Origin of the sequence: Psychrobacter sp. TAE2020, assembly GCF_018919485.1 — a bacterium.
GTDB lineage: Bacteria > Pseudomonadota > Gammaproteobacteria > Pseudomonadales > Moraxellaceae > Psychrobacter.
Window position 1 is genome coordinate 1375237 of record NZ_JAHLMU010000001.1, and the last position, 11928, is coordinate 1387164.

Consider the following 11928-nt stretch of genomic DNA (forward strand, 5'->3'; position numbering starts at 1 on the left):
ATCCAGCCACATAATATATGGTAGCGAAATAACTTGGCTTTTATTAGCTCAATAGCTATGACTTTACTATAGTAATAAGCAGCAGTTACAAATGATGATAGACACCTTATGAACTAACCGCCTAGACTATCGTTAAGTCAATAAACTAAGCTTCTTGACTGACTTTAAACAATTGACGACCACGGTAGAAACCATCTTTAGTCATGTGATGACGACGATGTTTTTCACCAGTAGTGGCATCTATGCTTAGCTCTGCAATTTCCATGCGGTGATGTGAACGGCGCATGTCACGACGAGAACGGCTTTTACGACTTTTTTGAACAGCCATGATATAGCTCCTATGCTTAAAAAGGGTAAGCTTGAAATTCAGCTTTAATGGATATTGGCTTGGGCTTATATGATAATTTATATCACAATTATCACCAGCTGACCTACCATTGAATTAAAAGGGTGACTACTTGCAATAAACCGCTGATCGAATCTAAACTCTATGGATAAATCCGTTCAATCAGTAGTGCTTGGCAAACAGGGTATTGTCAGTATGCAATAAACCGGACATTATACGCATGTTTAACTAAATAATAAAGCCCTGCCAGCAACACTTTTATAGAAAGACGACAAAAGGTCTCTCGAGACTTTATTAGCTAGTAGTAAATCGAAGTATAGCGCTTATAGCTTACCTTTTAGTGCTCCTAGAGCGGCAAAAGGATTTTCGGTCTCTTCTTCAGGAATATCACCTACTTGCTCGACACCCATTTCGCAATCGTCATGCTTGGGGGCCATTGGTGCTTTAAGCAATATTTCATCTTCGACTAACTTTTTAAAGGGCAGTAAACGTTCAGGCGCAGGCTCAGTAATGACTTCGTCTAGCACTAAGTAATCTTGCTCTTCATTAACCATGTTTATTTGGCTTTCATCATCCAACAGCGCGATATTGTAGTTATCAGTCAGATCTATAGCTATCGGTTGCAGACAACGCTGACACGTAAGCCATACTTCACCAGTTAAGGTGAAGGCCAAGTGCAGCACATTATTACGACGGTATAGCGTCGCGTTTAGTTGTAAATTGCTCTGTTGGTGCTCATCACTTAATAGCGTGGTAAGACGACTAAAGGTCGCAGGCGCTACCTCTCCTGTCCACTCAAATCCACTATCTGCCCACTTATCTAACGAGATAGTTTCAGGCATAGTTGCTGAGTCAAGCGCTTGGCTGCTGTCAGGACGAACATCAGCTGCAATGCTAGCTTTAGGGTTTGACATAAGCGGTCTCAACGATCAAAAAGGAGTATAATATTGCCTGCCATACTAACGGAAACTGTCTCTTGACGCTAGCGCTAGTATGTTACGATTTTTACCACTGACAGTGGCTGATTTCAGGCTATAAGGACAAGTTACAGCTCAATATTATTAGATAGTACTGCTTCCTGATTTTACTACTTTATTAACTAGCGATAGCGCTGGTTTTTTAAAATCTAGACCACAAAGCTTAGAATCAAACTACTTTTTTCTGTATATCAATTTATATTCACAAAAAGGCCTCACCCATAAAATAGGCAAGGCTAAAACGCTAGTATTTATTTATAAAAACAATAACCCCAAACCAATGATTACTCCGCTGACAACCAGTACAATCACACAAAATCCCATGATATCCTTGGCTTTGAGTCCAGCTATTGCCAGTGCTGGCAAGGCCCAGAACGGCTGAATCATATTGGTCCAAGCATCGCCCCATGCAACAGCCATGGCAACTTTCGCCGGGTCACTGCCAAGCATTTCGGCAGCTTCTAACATAATGGGTGCTTGAACAGCCCACTGTCCACCACCTGAAGGGACGAAGAAGTTGACGAGTCCTGCACTTAGGAAGGCAAAAAGCGGTAGGGTGTCCGTTGTCGAAACACTGACGAACGCGTCTGACATGACTCCGGCCAAACCGGATGCTGTCATCATACCCATAATTCCGGCATAAAACGGAAATTGAACGATGATGGCGCCCGCTCCTTTGACCGCTTCTTGAACCGCAATCAGATATTTGCGAGGCGTTCCATGGAATATAATACCTAGGAACAAAAACATAAAGTTAACTAAGTCGAGCGTTAACGCAAATCCATTTTGCACAAAATAATAAATGATAAAAGCAATGCCCATTGCGCCAATAAGCATTGATAAGACCCAGCTGTTTTCTATACGCTCTGCTGGTGTCATAGCCGATTTTGTAGGGAGTTCCTCAATGACTGGATCCATAAGGACTTTGGGGTCTACTGTGACCGTATCTTCTTTGCTCGGCATCATCAAACGGTTTAATAAGGGTACAGTAATAACTAATACAACAACGATGATTAAGTTATAGCTAGCAAAAATGGTTGCGCTTGTTGGAATGATACCAATCTTATCAACGAACGGATGTCCTTCTGTCGCAATGGACAATGGAATCGATCCGGAAAACCCAGCATGCCAGATTATAAATCCAGAATAAGCACTGGCAATCAACAAACGGTAATCGACATTTTCAACACGCTTCGCTAATTCCTTTGCGAATAACGCACCAATAACCAATCCAAACCCCCAGTTGATCCAGCTCGCTGCAAGCGATACTAAGGTTACCAAGATAATCGCACTACCTGGCGAATTGGCGAAACTTGCCAATTTGCCTAATCCTGTTTTAAATATTGGACTACTTGCCAAGACAAAACCAGTAACTAGCACCAGCACCATTTGCATTGAGAACGCCAATAACGCCCAAAACCCTTCACCCCAAAAAGCCACCATCTGTACAGCTGAAGAATCGGTTAAGCCTAAGCCTAACCCAAAGATGACTACCGTTAAAATAATGACGAATAAGAAAGGATCCGGTAAATACCTTTCCATCAAATTATTTGAGAACCGTGTAATTCCTTTCATTTCCTAACTCCCTTTTGTCAAAGTTGCCACTTCCTTGTTAGTGCTGGCTAATTTTTTATTACTAATTATTCAATAAAAATTCGTTTTTCTAACACTAGGTTGACTTCTCAAATTACCCTTATTATCTTTCAACAGAAAAAGTCTTTGTAGAGTTATATTGCTCTGCAAACATTTGCAGTCATTCTTATATAAGAACAGATAGTAATTAGCTACCTATCATTATCTAAATACTTTTTATTTAACTATTTTTTATTTATATAGGCTGTAAAACGCAGTTGATAGTTAAAACGAACCAAACAGCGTACCTAAAGTAATCACTACCACTACGGCAACAAGCGGGATTGCCATAGTGACCATAGCAATGTTGAGATAAGACTGTCTATGGCTCAAGCCACAAATGGCTAGCAAAGTGATAACTGCACCACTATGCGGTAAGGTATCAAGTCCACCTGCGGCCATGACAGCCACGCGGTGCATGAGCTCTGGATCAATACCAGCTTTGAGCGCCATCTGCAAATAATCCTCACCTAACGTTGATAGCGCAATACTTAGACCACCAGAAGATGAACCAGTAATACCAGCAAGAGTGGTCATTGCTACCGCTTCTGAAATTAACGGGTTTTCAGGACTTAAATTCAAGATACTGTCACGAATAATAATGAAACCAGCAAGTGAGGCAATAACAGCACCATAACCCACTTCTGAGGCCGTGTTAAAAATAGGCAGCATTGAATCATAAGTACCACGGTTAATGGTTTTTTGTAGATCGTTCCAATGACCGATACGCATCACAATCAATACTATAGAGGCAACGACCAACGAGATAATAATAGACCATAGTCCCAGTGATCCTGCGATATTAAGATCAGGGAACTGAGTTTGCAAATCACTGAAATCCATTGAAGGAAAGAGGGCATAAGTAAGAAGAGCATTAAGAATAATGACTAGTGTTAGCGGTATCATAGCAACTATGAACGAAGTGTGATGAGTATCCCGTGCTTCAGCAGTAGCTGCTGGATTGCTTTGCACATTATGATTTTTGACATCGTTATTATGCATATCGTTAGCAGATTTTTTTTCAATATCAATACTACCCAAATCTGCATCGTCATTATGCTCACCGTAGCCTTCACCCATAGCACTGGCTTTTCGCGCCCGTGACTGTAGCCATAACCAGCCAAGCATAAACATAATCGTCCCACCAATGATGCCTAAGATAGGCGCGGCGAAGACGTTGGTATTATAGTAAGGAATAGGAATAGCATTCTGAATCGCTGGTGTACCTGGTAGTGCCGTCATGGTAAAGGTGAACGAGCCTAAGGCAATAGCGGCTGGAATCAAGCGTTTAGGAATATCAGCAGCTTTAAATAGGTCTTTAGCGATAGGATAGATGGCAAAGGCTACAACGAATAGAGAGACACCGCCATAAGTTAAAATGGCACAAACCAAAATTACGGCAAGAATAGCTTTGTTTGCGCCCAGTTTGTTGACTACACTGTTAGCGATCGCTGTTGCCGCTCCAGAGTCTGCCATCAAGCGGCCAAACAGTGCACCCAGTAAGAATATAGGAAAGAATTTGAGTAGGAAACCACTCAATGCGCCCATAAAGACATCAGTATAGGCAGGAATACTGCTTAAAAAATCACCTGAAAATAAGACGGCTAAAGCAGCCATAATCGGTGCTAGAATTAGCACTGAATAACCGCGGTAGGCAAAGAACATCAATAATAACAAAGTAATTACGATAGCAAGTGTGCTAAACATGACCGCCCTCCTTGGCTAAGTTAAGCCTGAGAGTATGCAGTGCATAGAAAAATAGGTCAATAAGATTAAACTTAACGTATTTTATCCAACGTTATTCTAGCTAAATAGTGTAATTACCTCCCCTATATTAATCAAGCTGCTCTACCTTGTAGGCGCTTCATACTATCCTCTAGTCGCTACTAGAATTATATGTTAAGTTATTACGGCTATACTCTGTATTCTATAGCGATATAAAATTTATTACTTTAAATGTAAGACTAATTAGTAATCTAGTATTTGCTTGAATGAGCAAAACCCATAATAAATCAATGTAAATAATAAAAATGAGACTTGCAAGGAGATAAGCATGAGTCAATCAAAGGTGTATCACAGCGCAGAAGCGGCGCTGGGTGGTGTTGTGCGTGACGGACAAACGCTCGCAATCGGTGGTTTTGGTCTATGCGGTATTCCTGAAGCATTGATTGAAGCACTGCGTGATAGTGAGGTTAAAGATTTGACCTGCGTCAGTAATAATGCAGGAGTTGATGAATTCGGTCTTGGTCTATTGCTACAGACTCGGCAAATAAAAAAAATGATTTCCTCTTACGTAGGCGAAAATAAAGAGTTTGAGCGTCAGTACTTAGCTGGTGAACTGGAAGTGGAGCTCACCCCGCAAGGCACCCTTGCTGAAAGACTGCGTGCAGGTGGTGCAGGTATTCCGGCATTTTATACCGCAACCGGCGTCGGCACCTTAGTCGCTGAAGGTAAAGAAACCCGTGAATTTGACGGTCGTACTTATGTGCTTGAGCATTCATTACGTGCCGATGTCTCTCTAATTAAAGCGCAAAAAGCAGATAAGGCAGGTAACTTAATCTTTAATAAAACTGCGCGTAACTTTAACCCAGACTGTGCAATGGCAGGCAAGATTACTATTGCTGAAGTCGAAGAAATCGTAGAGATTGGTGCACTTGACCCTGACGAAATTCATCTACCAGGCATTTTTGTGCAGCGTATTGTGCTAAATAGCAGCCCTGAAAAGCGTATTGAAAAGATAACGACTAAAGCGGTTGAGAGCGTTTAATTCATGCTACAGACAAGTGAATATTATAAAAATTAAGGAAGATACTATGGCTTGGACAAGAGAGCAGATGGCGCAGCGTGCAGCGCAAGAACTACAAGACGGTTATTATGTGAATTTGGGTATTGGTCTGCCAACTCTAGTTGCTAACTATATTCCAGAAGGTATGGATGTATGGTTACAATCAGAAAATGGCCTATTAGGTATTGGTGAGTTCCCAACGCCAGAAAATGTCGATGCTGATCTAATAAATGCTGGTAAGCAGACTGTTACGACGGCACTAGGTGCCAGTTACTTTAGCAGCTCTGAGTCATTTGCAATGATTCGCGGTGGTCACGTTAACCTTGCGATATTAGGGGCGATGGAAGTTTCAGAGAAAGGTGACTTAGCTAACTGGATGATCCCTAAAAAAATGGTCAAAGGTATGGGCGGTGCGATGGACTTAGTCGCAGGCGTGCAGCGCATCATCGTAATAATGGAGCAAGTCAATAAACATGGCGATCCAAAAATCCTTGCTCAGTGTGAACTGCCATTAACGGGTAAAGGTGTGGTTGACCGTATTATTACTGAGCTGGCGGTGCTCGATGTTACTGATAAAGGGCTAAAACTGGTTGAGTTAGCAGAAGGTATCAGCTTTGAAGAGCTGCAACAAAAAACGCCAGTAACTATTATTAAATAATTATTATCTCACGAGATAGCCACAATAAGGATCGTTCATGGCAACGCTATTAGAAAAAGACTTGACTGGTAAAGTAGCCTTAGTTACGGGTTCTGCTAGTGGAATCGGACGCGATGTCGCCGAAATCTATGCACTAGCAGGTGCCGCTGTTGGCATTGCTGATATAAATATTAATGCGGCGCAAAGCACGGTTGATGCTATTGAAGCTGCTGGTGGACGTGCGCTGGCTATTGAGATGGATGTCACTTCTGAGGATGCTGTTAATAGTGGTGTGCAAAAGCTAATAGATACTTTTGGCAGCATTGATATCTTAGTTTCTAACGCTGGTATTCAAATTATTAATCCTATTGATAAAATGTCTTTCTCCGACTGGAAAAAGATGCTAAATATTCACTTAGATGGTGCGTTTTTGACCACTAAAGCCGCTATAAAACATATGTATAAGGATAATAAAGGTGGTACCGTCATCTATATGGGTTCAGTACATTCTCACGAAGCGTCAATGTACAAAGCTCCTTATGTTACTGCTAAGCATGGCTTGCTGGGCCTATGCCGCGTACTAGCTAAAGAAGGTGCCGAGCATAATGTACGTTCGCATGTGATCTGCCCTGGATTTGTCAAAACACCCCTAGTTGAAAAACAGATTCCGCAGCAAGCCGCTGAAAAAGGTATTAGTGAGGAGTCAGTAGTTAATGATATTATGCTAGTAAATACAGTGGATAAAGAGTTCACAACAGTAAATGACATAGCTCAGTTAGCACTATTTTTAGCCGCTTTTCCAACCAATGTGTTCACCGGACAATCCATAGTTGCCAGTCACGGTTGGTTTATGAATTAATGTTTTAGATAAATAATAGCGAATGGGCAAACTTTAAGTTTTAATACAAAAGGGATATCGTTCGCTATCTATCAGACTGTTCCTAAGAGCAATGTTAGACTAGATTAAAAATTATTTTATGCATAATAAAAGATTCGGTTGAAACTAGGAATATTCAATACGACTGCAGTTTAAGCAATCTCAATAATAACTGCCACAGATTTACCCTCACCCTTACTGATATATAAAGCTGCAATGCTAGCTTTAGGGTCTGACATAAGCGGTCTCAACGATCAAAAAAGTGTATAATATTGCCTGCCATACTAACGGAAAGTGCCTCTTGAAACTTGCGCTAGTATTTTACGATTTTCACCAATGACAGCAGTTAATTTAAGGCTATAAGGATAGGTTACGGCTTTATGTTATTAAAAACTACCACTCCTGATTTTGCCGCTTTATTAACTAGCGATAATGCTATTTTATTATTAAAACAACTTCATAGGCTAGCAGATACTAGCAGGCATGGTCTACACCAAACCTCTACACTCACTGATGATTTATGCCTTTGTCCAGCGATTGATCTAAAGCTTTTAGCAACTCACAACTCATCGCTAAATTACACAGCGCTATCAAGTTTGGACAACGAACCACTGGCTACTGACTGGTTAATCGAAGTATTTAATGCTTTGTTTGTTGAGCAAAATGTCCAGTTGGTACGCGGTGATGATGAGCCTGAGTACTTCCCTGCTACTGCCAGCAGTCCTGCCCGTATCGAGTTCGCTCATGGGTTTTTTGCCAGTGCGCTACACGAAATAAGTCATTGGTGTGTAGCAGGTCATAAGCGCCGCCTACTTAGTGACTTTGGCTATTGGTATGCTGCCGATGGCCGTAGTCAGTCTCAGCAACAAGCTTTTGAGTCCGTAGAGATCAAACCTCAAGCGTTAGAATGTCTATTCACTATTGCCTGTCAGCGACCTTTTAAAGTATCACAAGATAATCTATTTGCCAGCTTTGATACTAGCGCTAGCACTTTTGCTAATGATGTCTATAAACAGGCTGAACATTACATTGCTAACCCGCAAACGCTACCTAGGGATGCGCAGACTTTATTAGCAGCATTATTAATGTTTCAGCTAGAGAGCTAGATTTATAATATACTGTTAGTCCTTAGAATGAAAATTAGTCAAAATAAAAGAGCTCTCAGGATACTGAGAGCTCTTTTTCTTTAAAACGATTTTGATCAAACCTGATAAACAATTTTTCTAAATATTACCATTGACAAAGTCAGCACAGACTTGATCTTTCCAAGTTAACTTCTCAACACGGTTATTTCTATCAAAATCAATTCTCAGACGACAGTTTTGGTAGTCGTTATTTGCTGAGAGTTTCAACTCAAGGGCGTAATTCCAAACTTTTAGGCTAAAAATACCTTCATTAAAATGAGGGTTACCTAATATTTGTCTGACTTGGTCTTTATGCTGTGCAACTTCGAGCAGACGTACTTGACTGACATCGTAATTTGGTAAACCCTTTAGATGACTATATTCTACCTCTGAAAACGCTGGTGTTTTTTATGAATTATTCATAAACACGTTGGTACAAGCAGTTAACGCTAGTACAGTTGATAGCATTACAGCTTTCAAAATTACTTTCATAACTTTCTCTCAAATAGATTAGATGAGGTGACCTAATAATTAGACCACCTGCAAAATACCTCTAGTTCTAGTTAATAACACCACTAATACCGATACGTGCACTTGCTCCGCCTTCAGAGTCTGTTGCTACACCACCGGTTAGACTCCAGCGACCACTATCAGCTGTACGACGCAATGAACCACCAATGGCATTTTCACCGCGATGATAACCTGCTCCTATTGAGTAAGTGAACTTAGCTGGAATATATGGTGCAGACTCGAGTGACAAGGCTGCAGCAATACCAGCATTGCCTTGTTTTTCAACTTCGTCGATACGATCATTGGTGTAATAGAACGCATCATCAATCCTACTATTTAGAGAGTCAAAGCGTTTGAGAGAGGCGCTATCGACTGCCGCTAAAGCAGAACCAACATCAGTATATGCCTCACCTGCTACACTATAACTAGGGGCCGTATATTACCACTAGCATCTACTTTAGAACCACCACCTAGAGCATTAGATATATTGGTATTGGCTGCATGTAATTGTGAGCCATTGACTGCCTCATTACTCTTAGCGGGCACTGCTCCGGCTTTGACACCGCTCACTGTACGATCACCAGCTGTCCCTGACATGTTGACTGAATTACCGCCTTTGTCTGCGGCAACTTTAATCTCCTGAGTTATCGCATCTTGCTTCACAAGACCAACTCCACCATTATTAATATCATTTTTTAAGTTATTAATATCAGTAGTATTGCTTTCAACTCGCTGCTCAGTTTGAAATAGCTGATCACCAGTTATGGCATCTTTACTACCTTTAGCAACTTTACCATTTTTTACATTGGTTAAAGTTGTGCCGTCAGCACCGCCACCTAAAGTAACCCTATCTTTATTAACGGAACCATCAGCATTTTTATCATACTGTACTGCCGAATTACTTAGTGACTCATTAGCAGCTTTGATGTTATTAATAGCCCCATCTAGCGTATCTAGTGCATCGCCCACATTGTTCTGCGTGCCACCTTGAACCTTGTAATTAGGGGCAGTTACTTGACCTGTGACTGGGTCATACTTCGAACCGCCACCTAAATTATTAGCGATACTATTGCCCAAAGCATCGTTTTTAGCATTATTGCTATTTGCAATAGCATCCAACTGGCCTTCATTGACTGCATCATTGGCAGCAGTTCCATTAGCAATATTAAAGCAATATTAATAATCTTAGCGCCACCAGCGTCGAAGCCGTTAGCTTTCACTTGACAAGTAAAGGTCGGAGCGTCTACAAATTGGATATCGATATTGCCATTAGACACTACGGTCTTGATATTGCTATTGCTTGCGGCAGCAGTAGCACCGCCGCTGATGTTAAGCGTGCTGCCAAGCTTCTGTGCTGTCGTGCCACTATTACCCGTAAAGATCAGTGGTGTATCAGCAAGATTCCCTAAGCTGTTTGCCACATCTGATACTTGACCTTCTGTTGCCGCACGGTTACGTACCACTTGCGTCTTATCGTAGCTGGTATTGGTTAGACCAGTGATATTACCATCTTTACCACTTATAACGACTGGATTGGCGCCACCAACAGTTATATTATCAGCTGCAACATTAGTAGTATTAGTACCATCCGTAACACTAGAACCTGCTGCGCCATAACTACTAGTGTTAATGCCGTCAGTAACCGTTGTCCGTGTCACTGTTAGAGCCGTTACGTTACCATTCCAGCTGATCCTACTGACACTACGGAGGTTGGTGCAGTTGCTGCTGCAGTATTACCGCCTTGAGTAGAGTTAATACGATAAGCGCCAGAGTTGTTGATTACTGCAGTAGTCGAGCCTTGACCAATTGCCATATCGCCAGCTTGACCATCAGCAGATGCTGTAGATCCTAATATCGTGGTATTGGCCAAACTTGCATTTGCATTAGCACCAACCACTACGGCATTGGCTGCCTGCAAACTTGTAGAAGATTTACGACTAATTGAGACAGAATCTTTTCCTGCTGCATTAGCAGACGCACCTAAGGCAGTTGCGCCCTCAATGCTTACTATTGCATTAGCACCAAGGGCAAGACTCTCTAAAGCCCTTGCTTGAGAATTAATATCAACTGATGTCGCTCTTTCAGTGATTGTTTTATTAGCTTCACTACTACCTGCTTGGGAGCCTCTACCAAGTGCCATAGAGTCTCCAGTATAAGCTCTTGACTGCATACCTAAAGCTGTAGACTGACTACCGAGGGCTTGAGAATCTGAAACCAGTGTAGTTGCTTGACCAGCGGTTGCTTTCGCTTCACGTCTAATTGTTGTTGCATTACCTGGTCCTGAGGCATCTGCAGCGTAACCTAGCGCTGTAGAGTTACCGCCAGCCGTGCTATTAATTCCTATAGCGGTCGCTTTATTGCTATATGCATTTGAACCCGTACCACAATTGAATCTTAAGACAGTACTATCTTCCTGACAACTAACAGGAGCAGCAGAAGCTATGGTACTTAAGCCCAAAGACAAAAAAATCGCTGCTGATAATGTCGTCAGTCCGCTTAAATCTAAAGAGTACCTACTAGCTGTATTGTTTTGTGACCCTCCAGCTGCTGATCCTACGGTTCCACTACCCTTTTTTCCATTTGCACGAGCAAACTCAGCTACTGCGATAAATGTGCCGGTAGCTTTGCAAAAGATCACTTTATAAATATGGTTCATACTTTTTCCTATAGGCAAGGATTTAAAAAACAGTGTTGACTGAGTTTCCCCAAGCACCGTAAATAAAAGAAGCCATTTTCATGGCTATACTTTTAGAAACATCAATAAACTCAGCTTCTTAATCCATGATTTTGACTATGAGTCTGCTTGTACCAATTCAAATGCAAAATAACTAAATTGTTTGCTATGTCATTAACACCATAAACGTTTCAGGTTTTATAGTGAGCACCCTAAACGGTCAACTATTAACAGATAGAAGTCTATAAGATAGCGATAAAGTGATTTTTACATCCTTTTTTCCTATGAATAACGGTAAAACCTTGATCAATAAATGTCATTACATTATTTCCTATATCTTATAGATAAAATATCACCTGTCTCTTA

13 protein-coding genes are annotated in these 11928 nt (G+C 41.3%); 4 read left to right on the forward strand and 9 right to left on the reverse strand.

The genetic code is table 11. The features are described 5' to 3' along the window. Positions 1-145 precede the first annotated feature (145 nt). The 4 genes from rpmF to KPY62_RS05495 all read right to left on the reverse strand — a co-directional run bounded on the left by rpmF (position 146) and on the right by KPY62_RS05495 (position 4662). On the reverse strand, positions 146-328 hold the full coding sequence (gene rpmF / locus KPY62_RS05480; RefSeq protein WP_201623035.1) for a 50S ribosomal protein L32: 183 nt from the start codon (positions 326-328) through the stop codon (positions 146-148). 341 nt (positions 329-669) lie between these two features. Further along, positions 670-1260: a YceD family protein gene (locus tag KPY62_RS05485; protein ID WP_216581150.1), complete on the reverse strand. Its 591-nt coding sequence runs from the start codon at positions 1258-1260 to the stop codon at positions 670-672. A 318-nt stretch (positions 1261-1578) separates the two neighbouring features. Further along, on the reverse strand, positions 1579-2898 hold the full coding sequence (locus KPY62_RS05490) for a short-chain fatty acid transporter (protein WP_216581151.1): 1320 nt from the start codon (positions 2896-2898) through the stop codon (positions 1579-1581). 282 nt (positions 2899-3180) lie between these two features. Then, on the reverse strand, positions 3181-4662 hold the full coding sequence (locus KPY62_RS05495; protein ID WP_216581152.1) for a GntP family permease: 1482 nt from the start codon (positions 4660-4662) through the stop codon (positions 3181-3183). A 346-nt stretch (positions 4663-5008) separates the two neighbouring features. Between KPY62_RS05495 and KPY62_RS05500 the strand changes: the two genes are divergently transcribed. The 4 genes from KPY62_RS05500 to KPY62_RS05515 all read left to right on the forward strand — a co-directional run bounded on the left by KPY62_RS05500 (position 5009) and on the right by KPY62_RS05515 (position 8360). Then, positions 5009-5722 (forward strand): CoA transferase subunit A, encoded by a 714-nt coding sequence (locus KPY62_RS05500; RefSeq protein WP_216581153.1) that lies wholly within the window; start codon positions 5009-5011, stop codon positions 5720-5722. A gap of 46 nt (positions 5723-5768) precedes the next feature. Further along, positions 5769-6398, forward strand: coding sequence for a CoA transferase subunit B (locus KPY62_RS05505; protein WP_216581154.1), 630 nt, complete (start codon positions 5769-5771; stop codon positions 6396-6398). Positions 6399-6435: 37 nt separating this feature from the next. Beyond that, on the forward strand, positions 6436-7236 hold the full coding sequence (locus KPY62_RS05510; RefSeq protein WP_216581155.1) for a 3-hydroxybutyrate dehydrogenase: 801 nt from the start codon (positions 6436-6438) through the stop codon (positions 7234-7236). Between the two features lie 398 nt (positions 7237-7634). Continuing rightward, entirely contained in the window at positions 7635-8360 is a 726-nt protein-coding gene (locus KPY62_RS05515; protein WP_216581156.1) for an elongation factor P hydroxylase, read from the forward strand. A gap of 117 nt (positions 8361-8477) precedes the next feature. On the opposite strand, the gene bamE is transcribed toward KPY62_RS05515, so the two are convergent. The 5 genes from bamE to KPY62_RS05540 all read right to left on the reverse strand — a co-directional run bounded on the left by bamE (position 8478) and on the right by KPY62_RS05540 (position 11544). After that, positions 8478-8711: an outer membrane protein assembly factor BamE domain-containing protein gene (gene bamE / locus KPY62_RS14020; protein ID WP_216583163.1), complete on the reverse strand. Its 234-nt coding sequence runs from the start codon at positions 8709-8711 to the stop codon at positions 8478-8480. A 226-nt stretch (positions 8712-8937) separates the two neighbouring features. After that, entirely contained in the window at positions 8938-9138 is a 201-nt protein-coding gene (locus KPY62_RS05525) for a YadA-like family protein (protein WP_216581157.1), read from the reverse strand. A 164-nt stretch (positions 9139-9302) separates the two neighbouring features. Beyond that, positions 9303-10007: a hypothetical protein gene (locus tag KPY62_RS05530; protein WP_216581158.1), complete on the reverse strand. Its 705-nt coding sequence runs from the start codon at positions 10005-10007 to the stop codon at positions 9303-9305. After that, entirely contained in the window at positions 9938-10546 is a 609-nt protein-coding gene (locus tag KPY62_RS05535) for a hypothetical protein (RefSeq protein WP_216581159.1), read from the reverse strand. The genes KPY62_RS05530 and KPY62_RS05535 overlap by 70 nt, the downstream gene beginning before the upstream one ends. 11 nt (positions 10547-10557) lie before the next feature. Next, the gene (locus KPY62_RS05540; RefSeq protein ID WP_216581160.1) at positions 10558-11544 is read right to left on the reverse strand and encodes an ESPR-type extended signal peptide-containing protein; all 987 of its coding nucleotides are present in this window, start codon (positions 11542-11544) and stop codon (positions 10558-10560) included. Positions 11545-11928: the final 384 nt, after the last annotated feature.